The following is a 17,586-nucleotide window of genomic DNA, read 5'->3' on the forward strand; positions in this document are numbered from 1 at the left end:
CCACGGGCTGGATCTGCGTCGCGTCCGTGGTCGACACCGCGAGCTTCAGGGTGCCTACGGAGGCAGCCGACCCCGACGGCGTTGAACCGCCGCTGTCGCCGCTGCCGCAGGCGGCCAACGTCAGCGCCACCGCCGACACACCGACACCGGCGAGAATGGCGCTGCCCCGCGGTCGGCGGGTACGTGTCGCGTTCAGGGCAGAGAAAGGCCGATTGATCCTTGATGTCATGGTGTCCCCTGTAGTGACGGTCAAGCCGCGTTGGACGCGATCGCGCCCCGGCTGATTACAGGCTATTGACCATCCGAGGTCAAGTGATCCTAGTCGAGATGAGTCCGTGTCGGGCCGGCGGCAGCCCGCCGCGACAGCCCGGAGCGGACTGCGCGCTTGGCCCTGCCCGCCCGGGCGCAATCGCGTAGCCTCCTGATCCCGTGCGATTCAGTTCTGGCAGTTCGCCGACGACCGACCTGACCTTCGACGACGTATTCCTCGTACCGCAGAGGTCGTCGATCCCGTCGCGTCACGATGTCGACCTGACCACCCGGGACGCGACGGGGACCACGATCCCGCTGGTCGCGGCCAACATGACAGCGGTCGCCGGGCGCCGGATGGCCGAGACCCTCGCCCGCCGCGGCGGTCTGGCGGTCCTCCCGCAGGACGTGCCGCTGACCGTCGTCGAGGAGGTCGTCTCCTGGGTCAAGCAACGCCATCTGGTCTACGACACGCCCCTCACGCTCCCCCCGACGGGCATCGTGGGAGATGCGCTCGCGCTGCTGCCCAAGCGGGCCCACGGCGCACTCGTGGTCATCGACGAGACGGACCGGCCGCTGGGCGTGGTCACCGAACAGGACTGCCTCGGTGCCGACCCCTTCGCTTCGGTCAGCTCGGTGATGAGCCGGGACCTTCTGACCATCGCCGAGGGCACCGATCCAGCGACGGCATTCGATCTGCTGGCCAGCGGACGGCATCGGTTGGCCCCGGTGGTGACGGCCGAGGGGGTGACGCTGGGCATTCTGACCAGGACCGGCGCCTTGCGGTCCACCCTGTACCAACCGGCGGTGGATGCCGGTGGCCGCCTGCGGATCGCCACGGCCGTGGGCATCAACGGCGACGTCGCCGCCCGCGCGGCAGCTCTGCTGGCCCTGGGCACCGACGTCCTGGTGGTCGACACAGCGCACGGACACCAGGACCGGATGATCGAGGCGCTGCAGGCGATCCGGGCCCTGGACCCGGCCGTCCCGGTGGTGGCCGGCAACGTGGTGACCGCGGCAGGGGTCGCCGACCTGGCCGCTGCCGGCGCCGACATCGTCAAGGTGGGTATCGGGCCGGGAGCCATGTGCACGACCCGCATGATGACCGGGGTGGGACGGCCGCAACTGTCGGCGATTCTCGAGTGCGCCGCCGCGGCGCGAGAGCGGGGAATCTCGGTGTGGGCCGACGGCGGCATACGCCAGCCTCGCGACGTGGCGCTGGCCCTCGCGGCCGGCGCGTCCAACGTCATGATCGGCTCGTGGTTCGCCGGGACGTACGAGTCGCCCGGCGAGGCCCACCACGACGCCGACGGCCGGCTGTACAAGGAGAGTTTCGGTATGGCATCGGCGCGGGCCGTCGCGTCGCGGACCGCACAGGAAACGGCGTACGAGCGCGCCCGCAAAGGTCTGTTCGACGAGGGAATCTCCACGTCACGGATGTTTCTGGACCCGCACCGGCCCGGAGTCGAGGATCTGATCGACCTGATCGTCGCGGGAGTGCGGTCGGCGCTGACCTACACCGGCGCCCGTACGCTGCCGGAATTCTACGACCGCGCCGTGCTCGGACTGCAGTCCGCCGCCGGCTACGCCGAAGGTCGAGCGCTGCCTGCCGGATGGTGACGTCCAGTCCGGAGGTTCATTCGTGACCGACGTTCATTGGCGACCTTCGACGACGCCCTTCATGCCGTCGAGCATCGCCTGCCACATCTGCTGCGAGTGCGCCGCGGCGGCCGCCGAGTCGTTGCCGTCCTGGCGCAACGTCACGGTCGTCCGATCGCCGGCTTCGGCGAGGTGATAGGCCACGTGGTGGTAGTGATCCGGGATGTCGGGTAGGCCGCTCAGTGGACTGTAGTGAGTGACCTCGAGCTTGGTCGGTGCGACGACGTCGAGCACGGTTCCCTTGTCCTGGTAGGGCTTGCCCTCGTACTGGCCGCTCCAGGTGATCGGGTGTCCAGGTTGCCAGTCGGTCTGGACGCGAGCGCCGAACATGTACCGGGCAATCAGGTCGGGGTCGGTCAGCGCCTCCCAGACCCGCGACGCAGGCGCGTTGATGGTGACCTCGGCGGTCGCTACCTGACCAGGCATCACGGACCTCCAGGAACTCGACTAGCTACCCACCAGTTCAGCGGCAACCACTTCGGCGATCTGGGCCGTGTTGAGCGCTGCGCCCTTCCGCAGGTTGTCCCCGCACAGGAAGAGATCCAACGCGGTCGGGTCGTCCAGGCTGCGGCGGATCCGGCCGACCCAGGTCGGATCGGTACCCACGGCATCCGCTGGCGTCGGGAACACGCCGGCAGCCGGATCGTCCACCACGACAACGCCTTCCGCGGTGGCAAGCAACGCGCGCGCCTCGTCGGCGTCGACGACCGACGCGAAACGCGCGTGAACGGCCAGCGAGTGCGTCGTGATCACCGGTACCCGGACGCAGGTGGCCGACACCCGCAGCTCGGGCAGGGCCAGGATCTTGCGGGACTCGTTGCGTACCTTGAGCTCCTCGCTGCTCCAGCCGTCGTCCTTGACCGAGCCGGCCAGCGGAACCACGTTCAGCGCCAGCGGCGCTGGGAACGGCCCGAAGTCGGTGACGACGGTACGCAGGTCACCCGCCGACTCCCCGATCTGCGGATGTCCGGCCACGGCCGCGACCTGGCTGCGTAGTGCGTCGATCCCCGCCTGGCCGGCGCCGGACGCCGCCTGGTACGACGCGACGACCAGCTCCTGCAACTCGTAGCGGCGATGCAGCGCCCCCAGCGCCACGATCATCGACAGTGTCGTGCAGTTCGGATTGCTGATGATCCCGCGCGGTCGCTGCCGGGCCGCGGCGGCGTTCACCTCAGGCACCACCAGCGGGACGTCGGGGTCCATCCGGAACGCACCGGAATTGTCGACCGCGACCGCGCCACGGCTGGCCGCGATCGGCGCCCATTCGGCCGATACCTCATCGGGCACATCGAACATCGCCACGTCGACACCGTCGAAGACCTCCGGGGCCAGCGCGACGACCCTGACCGGCCTGCCACGGACGGTGAGCACCTTGCCGGCCGAACGCGGGGAGGCGACCAGCCGGATATCACCCCACACGTCCGGGCGGGTACTCAGCAACTCCAGCATCACGCTGCCCACGGCGCCGGTGGCGCCGACGACGGCCAGGGTCGGCCGGCTGTTCATCGCGGGTCCCGTCATCGCCCGGTCCCGCCGTACACCACGGCTTCGCCGTCGGCATCCAGGCCGAACGCGGTGTGCAGCGCCCGGACCGCCGGCTGGGCATCGGCCCGCCGGGTCACCACCGAGATCCGGATCTCCGACGTGGAGATCATCTCCACGTTGACCCCGGATTCGGCCAGCGCGGCGAAGAAGGCCGCCGAAACGCCTGGGTGGGAACGCATCCCGGCTCCCACCAGGGACACCTTCGCCACATCGGGATCGAACAGCAGCGTCTGGAAGCCGATCGAATCGCGGGTCGCCTCCAAGGCGGCCAGCGCCTGCGCCGACTCCGCCTGGGGGCACGTGAACGTCACGTCGGTGACGCCGGTCGCGGCAGCCGACACGTTCTGCACGATCATGTCCAGGTTCACCGCCGCGTCGGCGAGCGCGCGGAATATCGCGGCGGCCTGTCCGGGCTTGTCCGCCACCCCCACCACCGTGATCTTCGCGTCGTTGAGGTCGGCGGCGACCCCGGAGATGATCGGCTGCTCCACGGTGTCCCTCTCGATGGCGGCCTTCGCGTAGGCGTCCCGGACGGCAGATTCGGACATGACCCAGGTGCCCTCGTGAGCCGAGAACGACGAGCGCACATGGATGGGCAGATCGAACCGCCGCGCGTACTCCACGCAGCGCAGGTGCAGCACCTTCGCGCCGACGGCGGCCAGTTCCATCATTTCCTCGTAGGTGATGAACTCGACCTTGCGAGCGGCGGCGACGACGCGGGGATCGGCGGTGAAGACCCCGTCGACGTCGGTGTAGATCTCGCACACGTCGGCTTGCAACGCGGCGGCCAGCGCGACCGCGGTGGTGTCCGAGCCACCGCGGCCCAGGGTGGTCACGTCCTTGGTGTCCTGGCTGACGCCCTGGAAGCCCGCGACGATCGGGACCGCGCCCTCGGCCAGCGCCGTACTGATACGGCCCGGGGTGACGTCGATGATGCGGGCGCGGCCGTGCGCGGAGTCGGTGATCAGGCCGGCCTGCGAACCGGTGTACGACCGTGCCTGCACACCCAGGTCGTGGATCGCCATCGCCAGCACCGCCATCGAGATGCGCTCGCCGGCGGTGAGCAGCATGTCCAGCTCACGGGCGGGCGGTTCCGGCGATACCTCTTGCGCGAGATCGAGCAACTCGTCGGTGGTGTCACCCATCGCCGAGACGATCACGACGACGTCGTGTCCGGCTGCGCGGGTGTCCACGATGCGGCTGGCGACCCGGCGGACGGCTTCGGCGTCGGCGACCGACGAGCCGCCGTACTTCTGGACGACGAGTCCCACGGTTGAGGCTCCGGACGGTCGACGGCTGGCGGACGCACCGCGCCGACGGCGCGCGAGCGGCGGTCAGTCTACGGGGCGGGCCACCGGGCGTCGCTGCGCGTTACAGGTCCAGCCGACGCCGGCCCTCGAAGGCCCGGCCAAGAGTGACCTCGTCGGCGTACTCCAGGTCCCCTCCCACGGGCAGGCCGCTGGCGAGCCGGGTGACGGCCAGGTCGAGGGGCTGCACGAGGCGGGCCAGGTAGGTCGCGGTCGCCTCGCCTTCGAGGTTCGGGTCGGTGGCGAGGATCAGTTCGGTCACCGTGCCGTCAGCCAGCCGCGTCATCAGTTCGCGGACCCGCAGATCATCCGGGCCGACCCCGTCGATGGGGCTGATCGCGCCGCCCAGCACGTGATACCGACCCCGGAACTCCCGGGTCCGTTCGATCGCCACCACGTCGCGGGGCTCCTCGACGACGCAGATCACTGCGGGATCGCGCCGCGGGTCCCGGCACACCCGGCATTCGCTCTCCTCGGCCACGTTGCCGCAGGTGACGCAGAAACGAACCTTCTCCTTCACCTCCAGCAGGACGTGGGCCAGCCGGCGTACGTCGACCGGATCCGCCTGCAGCAGATGAAAAGCCAAGCGCTGAGCGCTCTTCGGACCGACCCCGGGCAACCGTCCGAGTTCGTCGATGAGGTCCTGGATCACACCCTCGTACACGCCACGATCACCCGTTCTCGATCTCGCCGATCTTCGTGGCACCCAACTCGCGCAGGGCCAGGTCGACCCCGGTCAGGCCGGCGGACGGCTCCTCGGGATCGTCGCGCTCCGGTTCGTCCGGCACGACCGGCGGCGGCCCGGACGGGGCCGATGGCACGTCGCCGGCGGCGGCCACCGGCGTCCGGCTGCCCACGCCGGGATCCAGGACCACCGCGATGCGCACCTCGACCTGCAGCACGTCCAGGACCGCCTGACGCAGTTGCTCGTCGCGGCCACCCTCGCGGATGTTCACCAGCGTGCCCTGCGCCGGAACGCCGACCGCCAGCGTGCCGTCGTCCCAGGACAACGGGATGGAACTCTCGAAACCCATCCACGCCACTCGACTGCGGGCTTTCAGCGCGTCGAGCACGGCCGGCCACTGTGCTCTGGCCGAGCCGATGTCGCCGGCGGGGCGGACAGCCGGGGAGACAGCACCGGCGTCGTCGGCCGGCAGGGCGCTACTGGCATCGGGAGCGGGAGCCGTCGGGCGGCTGGCGGTCGCCGACCGTACGGCGGCTGCCGGGCGTGCCGGCGGCCCAGCCGGTACTGGCGGCACTGGCGGGCCGGACGATGCTGGCGACCCAGCCGGCACCGGCGGCACTGGCGGCCTGGACGGCGATTCTGCTACGGCGGCAACCGATCGCGTCGACTCCGCCGGACGCGCCGGCCTCGCGGGGCCGGGGCTCTGGGCTGCGGGGGCGCCAGCGACGTCACCGGGCCCGTCGTCGGTCGGCGCCGGGCCGGCCGCACTCCGGGCCATCGGCGTGTCCGGTGCGGGCGGACCACCAGGAGTGCGGGCGATCGGCGTCTCGGCCGGCAGCGGGCCGGCCCCGGTCAGCCGTCGCTCCAGCCGGTCGACCCGGGCCGCCAGGGCCGCCGGGTCCGCAGCCGCCGCGGGCAGCAATAGCCGGGCGCACAGCAGTTCCAGGGCCAACCGGGGTGCCGTGGCGCCCTTGAGCTCGGTCAGCCCGGCGCTGATGACGTCCCCGGCACGGGACAACTCGGGCAGCCCGAAGGACTCCGCCTGCGTCGTCATGCGGGCGAGCAGATCGTCCGGCCCATCCACCAGACCGCGGGTCGCAGCGTCCGGGACGGCGTTGAGCACGACCAGGTCGCGCACCCGCTCCAGCAGGTCGGTGACGAACCGGCGTGGATCGTGCCCGGCGTCGACGACGCGGTCCACGGCGGCGAACAGCGCGGCACCGTCGCCGACGGCCAGCGCCTCGACCACGGTGTCCAGCAGCGCGGCGTCCGTGGCCCCCAGTTGCTGCACCGCATCGGCGTACGTCAAGCCGTCCGGGCCGGCCCCGGCGATGAGCTGGCCGAGGATCGACATCGCGTCCCGCGCGCTGCCCGCGCCGGCGCGAGCGACGAGGGTCAACGCCGTACGTTCGTACGCAACGCCTTCGGCGTCGCAGACCGCCGCGAGGTGTTCGGTCAGCACCTTCGCCGGAATCAGCCGGAACGTGTAGTTGTGGGTCCGGGACCGGATCGTCGGCAGGACCTTGTCGACCTCGGTCGTGGCGAACATGAAACGCACATGCTCCGGCGGTTCCTCCACCAGCTTGAGCAAGGCGTTGAAGCCGGCCGAGGTCACCATGTGGGCCTCGTCGATGATGTAGATCTTGTAGCGCGACGCGGCGGGGGCGAACATCGCCCGCTCACGCAGGTCACGGGTGTCGTCCACTCCCCCGTGCGAGGCGGCGTCGAGTTCGATGACGTCGAGGGAGCCCGGACCGTTGGGGGCCAGGTCGACGCAGGACGGACACACCCCGCACGGGTCCGGCGTCGGGCCCTGCTCGCAGTTCAACGAGCGGGCCAGGATGCGGGCGGTCGAGGTCTTGCCGCAGCCGCGCGGGCCGGAGAACAGGTACGCGTGGTGGACCAGATCGCGCTCGAGCGCCCGCCGTAGCGGCTCGGTGACGTGCTCCTGGCCGACGACCTCGGACAGTCGGCCCGGCCGGTACGTGCGGTACAGCGCGAGCGACATGCGGGAACCCTAGCCCCGCCGTACGACCGGGCTCACGCCGCAAGCGGAGCCCCGAAAAGGACCCCCCGCGCACCCGCCAGAGCCTGCGTACCCTTGCTGCCTTCCGGCCCTGGGGGAGTTCCGCGGGATGACGCCGCACGAGGGGTCGGCCGGCAGTCTACGCACCCGCCCGACCCGGGGGCGGCCGGGCGTGACCGGTAACCTCTCCGGCGGAGGATTCGCATAGTGGCCGAGTGCGCACGCTTGGAAAGCGTGTAGGGGGCAACCCCTCACGGGTTCAAATCCCGTATCCTCCGCCAACTTTCGCCGGCAGGGTCGACACCTGGGCGGCGCCGGTGCCCGACCAGCAGCGGGACCCGATCCCACGTCGACGATCGGACGTCCCGCGCCGGTCGCGGGTCCGGGCGGCCACCGCCGGTGCCGCCTAGACTCCGGTGTGTGATCTTCAAGGGTGTCGGCGACGGGCGCCCCTACCCCGACCACGGGTTCAGCGCGGCGGACTGGGCTGTCGTCCCGCCGCGGCCCGTCCGGCTCGACGAACTGGTCACGACCAAGCGGACGCTCGACCTGGACGCGCTGCTGACCGAGGACTCCACGTTCTTCGGTGACCTGTTCGCGCATGTCGTGCGGTGGCAGGACACGTTGTATTTGGAAGATGGCCTGCACCGCGCCGTGCGGGCGGCGCTGCAGCAGCGGGGCACCCTGCACTCCCGCGTACTCGATCTGGATTCGATCCGGGGCGTGACCGGACCGAGCGGAGGGCCACAATGACGCTGCTCGGCTCGAGCGGTCCGCTGCCCGGCGGACCCGGTCGTCGCCGTTCCTGGGTGGGGACGGCGGTGTTCGTGGTGATCGCGATGGCGGTGCTGTTCGCGGCAGCGCTGGGCATCACGTGGTACCTGCGCGGCGACTCCACCACGCCGGAAGCCTCGCCGTCGTCGTCGGCCCCGCGGCCCTGTACGACGGTGACCCTCGTGCCCGGGACCGGTCTGCCGAAGCCGGGCCAGGTCACGGTGAACGTGTACAACGCCACCACCCGGCCCGGCCTGGCCGCTGACACCAGCACCGTCCTGAAGTCGCGCGGCTTCGTCGTCGGCAAGGTCGCCAACGATCCGCTGCAGAAGACCATCACGGCGCCCGCCGAGATCCGGCACGGTGCCACCGGGCTCGCCGGCGCGCAGCTCGCGGCGTACTACGTCCCCGGCGCGATCCTGCTGGCCGACCCCCGCACCGACGCCACCGTCGACGTCGTGCTGGGCACCGGCTTCACCAGCGTCGCCGGCGCCAAGGCGGTGCAACGAGCCCTCACCCAGCCCACGCCTGTCGCCTCGGGTCCGGGTTGTTCACCTACTGCTGCGCCCTCGACGGCCGCATCGTCGGCACCGGCGTCGTCCGGCTCGACGACCGGGTCACGCTCGGCGAGCCCCGCAGCGTCCTGATTTTCGGCCCATCCAGATCCTCGGCCCGCCCTGAGCTCGGGCCGTTCATATCCGCGACGCCGCCTGAATCCTCGGCCCGCCCCTGTGGTCCTGCTGAGATCTGGGCTGGGCCGTGCAGTCTGTCCGCTCAGACCCGTTCGAGCCCGACGACCGGGATGACGCGCGGCGCCTTCACCTCGTAGTCGGCGAAGACCGGAAACAGTTCGGCCTGCCGCGCATACAGCCGATCGCGTTCCTCGCCTTGCAGCGGGCGGGCAACGGCGTCGTACGACTGCGTCCCCTGCTCGACGCTGACCTCGGGATGCGCGAGCAGGTTGTAGTACCAATCCGGGTTTCGCGGCCCGCCGCCCACCGACGCGAACACGACGACCCGGTCCCCGTCGGCCAGGTACATGACCGGAGTGGTGTGGCTGGTCCCCGTCTTCGCACCGCGAGTCGTCAGCAGCACCAAGGGCGAGCCCTCGAACGGGCCACCGACCTTGCCCTCATTCGCCCGGAACTCGGCGATGATCTTCTCGTTCCACTTGTTGGGCACGGCGGTGATCCTCCTGTGGTGGTGCGGCGGGCCGGGTCGGGGTGACTGCGGCCACCGCGCCGGTCAGGCAGGCGCGGACCGGCCGCAGCCGCCCTGTCGGGGCGCCCGTGCCGGTCCGCAACGTCGGTCAGGCGAGCGCGGCGTCCAACGTGACCTCGACGCCGGTCAGCGCCTTGCTGACCGGACAGCCGACCTTCGCCTTCTCCGCGGCCGCAACGAAACCGGCGTTGTCGAGGCCTTCGACCTCGCCTCGCACGGTGATCGTGATGCCGGTCAACCGCGAACCACCGGCCGGGTCCGGACCCAGGGTGACGGCCGCGGTCACGTCGAGGGCCTGCGGCGTGCCACCGGCCTGGGCCACGATGTTCGACAGGGCCATCGAGAAGCACGCCGAATGTGCGGCCGCGATGAGCTCCTCCGGGCTGGTCCAACCGTCGGCGTCGTCGGCCGTACGGCGCGGGAACGACACGTCGAACGTCCCCAGGCCGGAGCTGGACAACTCGACCTTGCCTGAGCCCTCCTGCAAGGTGCCGTTCCATCCAGTGCGGGCGGTACGCGTGGCCATCGAACCTCCAAAGTCAGCAGTCAGTCGCCCGCCACGGTAGCCGGGACCGTCTGACACCGCGCCGCGACCCGGTTGCCGGCGTCAGTCCGGCGCGAGAATGAGAGCGGCCGATCCTCGTGGACGACAAACGGCGTCACCAGGGTTAACCGCGACAGCACCGCTTGCATACCGATCACAGAAACCTTCTCCGGTCTCTGGCCTGTACTGGAAGACGTCGATTCGGTATTGATTGCGTTGGCTGCGATCCTCGCCGGGCCGTGTCGTAGACGAAGCTGGCGATGCTGTCCTACCAACGCACTGTGGGCCGCGAAGCGTTTGGCGCGACCACATTCCGAGCGGCGGGTGGTGTCGGTGAACGCGGCGGCAACCGACTCGGTTCACGACGACCCGGGCGGCGACCGAAATCGGTAGATGAGCAGCGGAGGCACGAGGTCTCGGGACACCGATGCACGGTGTCCCGAGACATCACATTGGCGGTGGCGGTGGGATTCGAACCCACGGTGGGGTTGCCCCCACACACGCTTTCGAGGCGTGCTCCTTTGGCCGCTCGGACACGCCACCGCCGCAGAGGGTACAGGGGGCCGCGCGGCACGGCGGACGGCCGCACCACCCGCGTGATCGCCACACGACCCGCCTGCCAGCGCGGCCTTCGCCGCCGCGCCGAGCGTGCAGGCGCAGTCAGGTCAGACCCGCCGCGGGGCGAAGAAGGACTGCAGCAGGTCACGGCACTCCTGCGCTCGTACGCCGGCCACCACCTCGGGCCGATGCGACAGCCGGCGGTCGCGGACGAGGTCCCACAGCGACCCGGCGGCGCCGTACTCCTCGTTGTAGGCACCGAAGACCAGCCGGTCGACCCGGGCCAGCACGATCGCGCCCGCGCACATCGGGCACGGCTCCAGCGTGACCGCGAGCGTGCAGCCGTCCAGTCGCCAGGTGCCCCGGGCGCGGGCCGCGGCCCGCAGCGCGACCACTTCTGCGTGCGCGGTGGGGTCGCCTGAGCGTTCGCGTTCGTTCCGCCCCGAACCGACCACCACGCCGTCGGCGTCGAGGACGACGGCTCCGACGGGGATCTCACCGGCGTCGACCGCCTCGCGCGCCAGCGTCAACGCGGCCGAGATCGCCTCGTCGTCGGCCGGGGCGATCCTCACGAGCCGAGTGTGGCACCGGGCGCCGGGCGAGCCGGCGACGGACGGTCAGGCGCGGGTACCGCCGCTGGGAAGGGCGTGGGCGAGCGGTTCGGCGAACCCGAGCCGCGCCGCGATCGAGGACACCTGCTCGTCGGGGTACAGCTCCGGATCACTGCACAGCAGGCCCAGTTCCGCTGCCTCCATGCCGAGGTCGGCCAGCAGCGTGAGGTCACCGGCCGGCTCGATCTCGGCCAGCTCCTCCTCGTCATCCGGTACGTCGATACCGAGGCGTTCGGCGACCTCGTCGGCCAGCGCCCAGTCGTACGCCGCGTTGAGGTCCGACAGCAGCAACCGCACGTGCTCGCCGTTGACCCGGATCATCAGGAAGAACTCGTCGGCAACGGCCACCAGGCCGAGCGCACCGTCGTCGGCGGGCAACTGCCGCAACGACCGCAGGATCTCGTCCAGTCCGGACAGGGCCCGTGCCGGCAGCGGACTGACCACCCACGAACCGTCCTCGCGCCATACGGCCAGCGCGAAGTCGACTGTGTCGTCGTCCACGGCGCCTCCGTCCCTCGCGCGGTCGGCCGGTGCTGTCGACCAGCGGACGACACCTGCGTCGCTGGCACAACCGGCGGCACGACAATAGGCGTGCCGCCGCCGTGATGGTCAATCCATGACGATCATCCGGGGAGGAAGATCACCGACCTGCGCCAGCTGGCTGAACCGTGGCCTCCGGCGTGGGAAGGTGCGAACGTGGCCCGGCTCCTGCACCGTCTCGGCGCGCTGTGCGCCCGGTACCGGATCTCCACCTTGCTGGTGTGGGTGGCAGCGCTCGGCATCCTGGCCATCACCGTCGGCCGGGTGGGTGCGGAGACCACCAACGACCTGTCACTGCCCGGCACGGACAGCCAGGCCGCCGCGGATCTGCTCGCCGCCCGCTTCCCGCCGCAGCAGAACGGGACCAGCCCGGTGGTCTTCCACACCACCACCGGGACGGTCGACGACGGGGGCAGGAACCAGGCCGCCATCGAGGCTGCCTACCAGGCGATCTCCCGGCTGCCGCACGTGTACTCGGCGACCGACCCGTTCGCGCAGCCGGCAGCTGGATTGGTGAGTCAGGACCATCACACGACGTACATCCCGGTCCTGCTGGACGAAGACGCCGGTGAACTCGACGAGGCCACCGCCGCCGCGGTGCTCGACGCCGCCACAGCACCGGCGCAGGGCCTCGGCATGCAGGTCGCCGTGGGCGGCCCGATCGGCAGCACGCTGTCGGACACCGACACCGAAAGCAGCGAACTCATCGGCATCCTCGCCGCGATGGTCATCCTCGCGATGACCTTCGGCAGCGTGATCGAGATGGGCCTGCCGCTGCTGTCCGCAGTGCTCGGGCTCGCCGCCGGGATCGCCATCATCGGCCTGGTCGGACACGTCGTGGACATCCCCAGCGTCGGACCGACGCTGGCCACCATGATCGGGCTCGGCGTCGGCATCGACTACGCGCTGTTCCTCGTCACCCGGCACCGCGATCAACTCACGTCCGGCATGCCGGTCAGGGAATCCATCGCCCGCGCGGTCGCCACCTCGGGCTCGGCCATCGTGTTCGCCGGTACGACGGTCGTCATCGCCCTGCTGGCACTGTCGGTCGCCGGCATCCCGCTGGTGTCGTCGTTGGGCTATGCGACAGCGATCGCCGTGGTGACGGCGGTGATCGCGTCGATCACGGCACTGCCGGCGATCCTGTCGCTGATCGGGCACGGCGTACACCGCGGGCGCCTGCCACGGTGGCTGCGCCGGGAAGCCGCGCCCGGGGCGACGACGGTCTGGCAGCGGTGGGCCAAGGCCGTCACCGGGCATCCGTGGATCGCCGCGTTGATCGCTGTCGCGGTGATGGTGCCGCTGATCGTGCCGACGTTCTCCCTGACGCTGGGGATGGAGGACATCGGCGTCGCGCCGCCCGCCTCGCAGGAGCGGCAGGCATTCGACCTGATGTCTGCCGGTTTCGGGCCCGGCTACAACGGCCCGCTGCTCATCGCGACCGAACTGTCTCCGCCGGCCGCACCCAGCCAGGAGTACACCGACGACGACAACCAGGCGAACGCGCTGAAGGCAGACCTCGACCAGAAGCAACAGACGCTGCCGGCGCAGGCCCAACAGTTGCAGGCCGAACAGGCGGACCTGCTCGCGCAGCAGCAGAAGCTGGAGAGCCGCCAGGCGGCGCTGCAGGCGCAGGCCGCCCAACTGGGACGGCAGGAGGCAGCGCTGCGGGCTGAGCAGGCCCGGTTGATCGCCGAACGTGACGCGTTGCAGGCCGAGGCGGAATCGCTACGGCGACAAGCGCGCCGAATTGCCGCCCGCGAACGGGAACTGCTCGCCGACCTGGCCGCCACGGCGGTCCGGATCCGGATCCTGCAGACCGCCCTGGATGCCGCCACCGATCCGGCGGTGGTCGCCGCGCTGACGGCCGACGTGGACCGCGAACAGGAACACGAGGAGCTGGTCCGCGACGGGTTACGGGCCAACCGGGCCGATGCCCGTCGAGTCGCCGCAGCGATTCCGCCCCTGGTCCGGCAGGCCCGGTCGCTGCAGGCTCAAGCCGCCGCGCTACAACGGCAGGCCGAGCAACTCCAGCAGCAGGGCGCCGCGCTGCAGCGGGAAGCTGCTGCGCTGCAGCGCCAAGCCGATGAGTTGAAGCAGCAGGGCGCCGAACTGCAGCAACAAGCCGACGCACTGCAGGCCGAGCAGGCGCAAGCACAGGCCGAACAGCAGCAGGCCGAGGCGTTGCAGCAGACGCTCACCACGATGCTGACCGCCGCCGGCGGTGATCCGCGTGGCACCGACCCACGTATCGTCTTACTGCAGCAACAGCTTGCGACGCCGTCGGGCGTCGCCCTCGTATCGCCGCCGCGGATCAACGACGCCGGTGACTCCGCGATCCTGCAGGTCATCCCGACCACCCGACCCGCCGATGAGGCCACCGCGCAGCTGGTCATCGCCGAACGGACGCAAGCGATCCCGGCCGCCACGGCCGGCGGGGGCCTGGTCGCCTACGTCGGCGGATCGACTGCGAGCAACGTCGACCTCGCGGCCCTCATCGCCTCCAAGCTCGGCCTGGTGATCGCGACCGTACTCGCGCTGTCCTTCGTCCTGCTGCTGGTCGCGTTCCGGTCCCTGCTCGTGCCGGTCCAGGCCGCCGTGACGAATCTGCTCAGCGTCGGCGCCGCCTTTGGTGTGCTGACCGCCTGCTTCGAATGGGGCTGGGGCTTGTCGCTGGTCGGACTCGACAGTCCGTACGGGACAGTTCCCATCGCCAGTTACGTCCCGTTGATGATGTTCGCGGCGCTGTTCGGGCTGTCGATGGACTACCAGGTCTTCCTGGTCAGCCAGGTGCAGTCGCATCACGCGGCCGGCGAAACCGCCCGGCAGGCGGTGCGGTCCGGTCTGGCCGGCAGCGCCCGGGTGATCGTCGCCGCGGCACTCATCATGATCGCGGTCTTCGCGAGCTTCATCCTCAATCCCGATCCAACGATTAAACAGTTCGGGGTGGGGCTGTCCGTCGCGGTCCTCCTGGCCGCGATCATGGTGCTGCTGCTGGCGCCGGCGTTGCTGGCAATCTTCGGCGCGGCCACCTGGTGGCTGCCGCGCCTGCTGGACCGGATCCTGCCCCACCTGAACATCGAGGGCGAGGAGGCGCCGGCGACGGACTGCGCGCACGCCACAGCCGCCGCGGGCATCCGCGCGAGCTGACCTGCGGATCTGACACGCTGCCGGCCGTGCCGCAGATCGACGACGAACTGGTCCGTACTACCGCGCGGGTGCGCACGGCGGTCGACGGCGCGCTCGGCCACCCGGCGCGCGTCGCGATCGGGCAGGCCGTGCCCGCGACAGGCGGCGCCATACCAGCCCGGCCCGTGCCGGGTCGCGCCGTACCGACGGTGCTGGTCCGGTCCGACGACGATCGCGCCGAAGCGACGGTCTTCCTCGGCGGCACCACGACTGCGTACGTCGCCGTCGCCCTGGTCGGCGAGCTGTCGTCGGAGGCAGCCGAGTGGCCGGTCGCGGACGGGGACTGGACCGACGTCGTCGCGCTGCTGACCGCAGTCGCCCGCGGGTCGGTGGTACGCCGCCGGCCCCGGCTGTCGATCCGGCCGGTCCTGGAGATCGACGGCGGCCGGTGGACCTTCGCCGGTCACCGGTGGGCCGAGCAGGAGGAGGCCAACGCCGCCACGCCCGGCACAGCGGAAGGCGTCACGGCGGACGGTACGGCGGGCAACCCTGCGCCGGGCGGTACAGCGGACAGCCCTGCGGCGGCCGGTGCGGAGGGGATCGCCGCGTTGCGCGGCGCGCTCGACCCCGGCTGGGCCGTGGTGACGCCGATCGTGCTGGTGGAGGTCGAAGGCGGCTGGCCGCACGTGTTCGCCAGCTGCCGGCAGCTCGCCGGCTGGCTGGAGCGGTCCGACGACGTCACGGCGTACGACGCCGCCGGCCACCGGCTGACCATCACCGGACTCGGCCGTCGCCAGTTCGCGGTGTCGCTGGCCGACCCAGCAGCCGACCCGGAACTGTTGCGCAACGTCCTGCGTGAGTACCTGCACCGTTACGGACACGACGAATCGGTGCTGCGCCGGCCACTGCCCGAGGTCCTGCAGGAGATCGCCGGCCACGCTCCCCGGTGAGCATCACCACGGACAACGGCTGTCCCCCAGTGCCTCTCCTACTCGAAAGGCGTTAGCCCGAAGGCATCGTCGGCCCTGGAGCGCCTTGCTTCCGGAGCGGCCCAGTTATGAGAGCGCCTTCCCTTCTAGAGCGCCTTCAGGGCGGACACCACACCGGCCAGGGATGTCTTGGCATCGCCGAACAGCATGGTGGTGCGTGGATCGAAGAGCAGTTCGTTGTCGATTCCGGCGAAACCTGGCCGCATCGAGCGCTTCAGGAAGACGACCTGCGCAGCGTTGTCGACCGCGAGGACGGGCATGCCGTAGATCGGCGCGGTCGGATCGGTCCGGGCAGCCGGGTTGACCACGTCGTTGGCACCGACCACCAGCGCGACATCGGCGGACGCGAACTCGGGGTTGATCTCGTCCATCTCCCGCAACCGTTCGTACGGCACGTTGGCCTCGGCCAGCAACACGTTCATGTGCCCGGGCATCCGGCCGGCCACCGGATGAATGGCGTAGTCGACCTCGACACCCTTCGCCGCCAGCAGGTCGGCGAGTTCGCGCAACGTGCCCTGTGCCTGCGCGACGGCCAGGCCGTACCCCGGGACCAGGATCACCTTGCGGGCGTAGCCGAGCATGACCGCGACGTCGGCCGCGGAACCGGAGCGCACCGGCCGATCCCCCGCCCCACCGGCGGCGGACGCCGCCGACGCGGTGAAGGCGCCAAACAGCGTGCTGCGCAACGGACGACCCATCGCCTGCGCCATCATCCGGGTCAGCAACGTGCCGGCCGCGCCGACGAGCGTCCCGGCGACCACGAGCAGCACGTTGTCCAGCACGTAGCCGCTGGTGGCCACGGACAACCCGGTGAACGCGTTGAGCAGCGAGATCACGATGGGCACGTCGGCGCCGCCCACCGGCAGCACGAACAGCACGCCGGCCAGCAGCGACAACAGCAACAGCACCACGAGCAGCCACGTCGCCGGCGCCACGACCAGCCAGGCGGCACCGGCCACCACCAGCGCGGCGATCAGCCCGGTGACGTACGGCCCGGCAGGGACGACGACCGGCCTCGTCGTCATCAGTTCCTGCAGTTTCAGGAACGTCACGACCGACCCGCTGAACGACACCGAACCGACGACAACGGTGAAGACCGTGGCCGCAAGGACAACCTTGTCCTCGCTGTGCGAGGCCAGATACTCCGCGATCGCCACCAGTGCCGCCGCGCCGCCGCCGACACCGTTGAACAGCGCGACCAGTTGGGGCATCGCCGTCATCTGCACCCGGCGAGCGGACAACCACCCGATGACGCCGCCGACACCCGTGGCGACCAGGATCAGCGCGAGATTGCGCACCTCGACACCGGTGAAGAACGCCACGACGACCGCGACAGCCGCCCCGGCGGCGCCCAGCAGGTTGCCGTTGCGGGCGGACTTCGGCGACGACAAACCCTTGAGCGCCAGGACGAAACAGACGGCCGCCAGCAGGTTGGCGAGCTGGACCCAGGTCGGCGTCACCGGCCGTCCCGCTCCCGCGGCCGGAACATCTCCAACATCCGGTCGGTCACCACGAAACCGCCGACCAGGTTGATCGCTCCCAGCACCGTCGCGGCCACCCCGAGCGTCAGGGCGAGGGCGCCGTCGGCCTGCATGGTCACGAGGATCGCGCCGACCAGCACGACGCCGTGGATGGCGTTGGCACCCGACATCAGCGGGGTGTGCAGCACGGTCGACACCTTCGAGATGACCTCGAAACCGACGAACACGCTGAGCACGAACACGGTGAGCAGTGCGACGCCGTCCACCT

The 17,586-nt window shown here is 70.8% G+C and carries 17 protein-coding genes, 2 tRNA genes and 1 other RNA gene; 6 read left to right on the forward strand and 14 right to left on the reverse strand.

Annotated elements, in window-relative coordinates; genetic code table 11:
* A partial coding sequence (locus EPO13_11435) for an iron-siderophore ABC transporter substrate-binding protein (GenBank protein TAK68304.1) occupies window positions 1-196 on the reverse strand: 196 nt, incomplete at its 3' end.
* Window positions 197-429: 233 nt separating this feature from the next.
* Between EPO13_11435 and EPO13_11440 the strand changes: the two genes are divergently transcribed.
* Window positions 430-1,869 (forward strand): GuaB1 family IMP dehydrogenase-related protein, encoded by a 1,440-nt coding sequence (locus EPO13_11440; protein TAK68168.1) that lies wholly within the window; start codon window positions 430-432, stop codon window positions 1,867-1,869.
* A gap of 33 nt (window positions 1,870-1,902) precedes the next feature.
* On the opposite strand, the gene EPO13_11445 is transcribed toward EPO13_11440, so the two are convergent.
* The 6 genes from EPO13_11445 to ffs form a co-directional block, all read right to left on the reverse strand.
* Window positions 1,903-2,334 (reverse strand): SRPBCC domain-containing protein, encoded by a 432-nt coding sequence (locus EPO13_11445; protein ID TAK68169.1) that lies wholly within the window; start codon window positions 2,332-2,334, stop codon window positions 1,903-1,905.
* Window positions 2,335-2,355: 21 nt separating this feature from the next.
* Complete coding sequence (locus tag EPO13_11450; GenBank protein ID TAK68305.1) at window positions 2,356-3,414, reverse strand: aspartate-semialdehyde dehydrogenase; 1,059 nt, start codon at window positions 3,412-3,414, stop codon at window positions 2,356-2,358.
* Between the two features lie 11 nt (window positions 3,415-3,425).
* Window positions 3,426-4,724, reverse strand: a complete 1,299-nt coding sequence (locus EPO13_11455) for an aspartate kinase (protein ID TAK68170.1) — start codon at window positions 4,722-4,724, stop codon at window positions 3,426-3,428.
* Between the two features lie 100 nt (window positions 4,725-4,824).
* The gene (recR, locus tag EPO13_11460; protein ID TAK68171.1) at window positions 4,825-5,424 is read right to left on the reverse strand and encodes a recombination protein RecR; all 600 of its coding nucleotides are present in this window, start codon (window positions 5,422-5,424) and stop codon (window positions 4,825-4,827) included.
* Between the two features lie 7 nt (window positions 5,425-5,431).
* A complete protein-coding gene (locus EPO13_11465; protein TAK68172.1) occupies window positions 5,432-7,453 on the reverse strand; it encodes a DNA polymerase III subunit gamma and tau in 2,022 nt (673 codons plus the stop codon).
* A 53-nt stretch (window positions 7,454-7,506) separates the two neighbouring features.
* An RNA gene (ffs, locus tag EPO13_11470) (signal recognition particle sRNA small type) lies at window positions 7,507-7,603 on the reverse strand.
* 61 nt (window positions 7,604-7,664) lie between these two features.
* Between ffs and EPO13_11475 the strand changes: the two genes are divergently transcribed.
* The 3 genes from EPO13_11475 to EPO13_11485 all read left to right on the forward strand — a co-directional run bounded on the left by EPO13_11475 (window position 7,665) and on the right by EPO13_11485 (window position 8,892).
* Window positions 7,665-7,752, forward strand: a tRNA-Ser gene (locus EPO13_11475).
* 139 nt (window positions 7,753-7,891) lie between these two features.
* A complete protein-coding gene (locus EPO13_11480; protein TAK68173.1) occupies window positions 7,892-8,224 on the forward strand; it encodes a type II toxin-antitoxin system VapB family antitoxin in 333 nt (110 codons plus the stop codon).
* On the forward strand, window positions 8,221-8,892 hold the full coding sequence (locus tag EPO13_11485; GenBank protein TAK68174.1) for a LytR family transcriptional regulator: 672 nt from the start codon (window positions 8,221-8,223) through the stop codon (window positions 8,890-8,892). The genes EPO13_11480 and EPO13_11485 overlap by 4 nt, the downstream gene beginning before the upstream one ends.
* 127 nt (window positions 8,893-9,019) lie before the next feature.
* Here EPO13_11485 and EPO13_11490 read toward each other — a convergent pair whose 3' ends face one another.
* The 5 genes from EPO13_11490 to EPO13_11510 form a co-directional block, all read right to left on the reverse strand.
* Window positions 9,020-9,427: a nitroreductase family deazaflavin-dependent oxidoreductase gene (locus EPO13_11490; GenBank protein ID TAK68175.1), complete on the reverse strand. Its 408-nt coding sequence runs from the start codon at window positions 9,425-9,427 to the stop codon at window positions 9,020-9,022.
* A gap of 127 nt (window positions 9,428-9,554) precedes the next feature.
* Entirely contained in the window at window positions 9,555-9,992 is a 438-nt protein-coding gene (locus EPO13_11495) for an OsmC family peroxiredoxin (protein ID TAK68176.1), read from the reverse strand.
* A 471-nt stretch (window positions 9,993-10,463) separates the two neighbouring features.
* Window positions 10,464-10,553: transfer RNA gene (locus tag EPO13_11500), tRNA-Ser, on the reverse strand.
* A 122-nt stretch (window positions 10,554-10,675) separates the two neighbouring features.
* Window positions 10,676-11,110: a nucleoside deaminase gene (locus EPO13_11505; protein TAK68306.1), complete on the reverse strand. Its 435-nt coding sequence runs from the start codon at window positions 11,108-11,110 to the stop codon at window positions 10,676-10,678.
* Window positions 11,111-11,185: 75 nt separating this feature from the next.
* Window positions 11,186-11,680 (reverse strand): hypothetical protein, encoded by a 495-nt coding sequence (locus tag EPO13_11510; protein ID TAK68177.1) that lies wholly within the window; start codon window positions 11,678-11,680, stop codon window positions 11,186-11,188.
* 195 nt (window positions 11,681-11,875) lie between these two features.
* On the opposite strand from EPO13_11510, the gene EPO13_11515 reads away from it, so the two are divergent.
* Both EPO13_11515 and EPO13_11520 read left to right on the forward strand, forming a co-directional pair.
* Complete coding sequence (locus EPO13_11515) at window positions 11,876-14,869, forward strand: MMPL family transporter (GenBank protein ID TAK68178.1); 2,994 nt, start codon at window positions 11,876-11,878, stop codon at window positions 14,867-14,869.
* Window positions 14,870-14,895: 26 nt separating this feature from the next.
* Complete coding sequence (locus tag EPO13_11520; GenBank protein TAK68179.1) at window positions 14,896-15,798, forward strand: hypothetical protein; 903 nt, start codon at window positions 14,896-14,898, stop codon at window positions 15,796-15,798.
* Window positions 15,799-15,923: 125 nt separating this feature from the next.
* On the opposite strand, the gene EPO13_11525 is transcribed toward EPO13_11520, so the two are convergent.
* The gene (locus tag EPO13_11525; protein TAK68180.1) at window positions 15,924-17,297 is read right to left on the reverse strand and encodes an NAD(P)(+) transhydrogenase (Re/Si-specific) subunit beta; all 1,374 of its coding nucleotides are present in this window, start codon (window positions 17,295-17,297) and stop codon (window positions 15,924-15,926) included.
* Entirely contained in the window at window positions 17,294-17,584 is a 291-nt protein-coding gene (locus EPO13_11530) for an NAD(P) transhydrogenase subunit alpha (protein TAK68181.1), read from the reverse strand. Before EPO13_11530 ends, EPO13_11525 begins: the two co-directional genes overlap by 4 nt.
* Window positions 17,585-17,586 lie beyond the last annotated feature (2 nt).

This window comes from Actinomycetota bacterium (genome assembly GCA_004297305.1).
Lineage (GTDB): Bacteria > Actinomycetota > Actinomycetes > S36-B12 > FW305-bin1 > FW305-bin1.

Coding starts and splice junctions, on each gene's coding strand:
- EPO13_11495 (TAK68176.1), bottom strand. CDS start 9,992: ATGGCCACGCGTACCGCCCGCACTGGATGGAACGGCACCTTGCAGGAG.
- EPO13_11450 (TAK68305.1), bottom strand. CDS start 3,414: ATGAACAGCCGGCCGACCCTGGCCGTCGTCGGCGCCACCGGCGCCGTG.
- EPO13_11485 (TAK68174.1), top strand. CDS start 8,221: ATGACGCTGCTCGGCTCGAGCGGTCCGCTGCCCGGCGGACCCGGTCGT.
- EPO13_11465 (TAK68172.1), bottom strand. CDS start 7,453: ATGTCGCTCGCGCTGTACCGCACGTACCGGCCGGGCCGACTGTCCGAG.
- EPO13_11445 (TAK68169.1), bottom strand. CDS start 2,334: ATGCCTGGTCAGGTAGCGACCGCCGAGGTCACCATCAACGCGCCTGCG.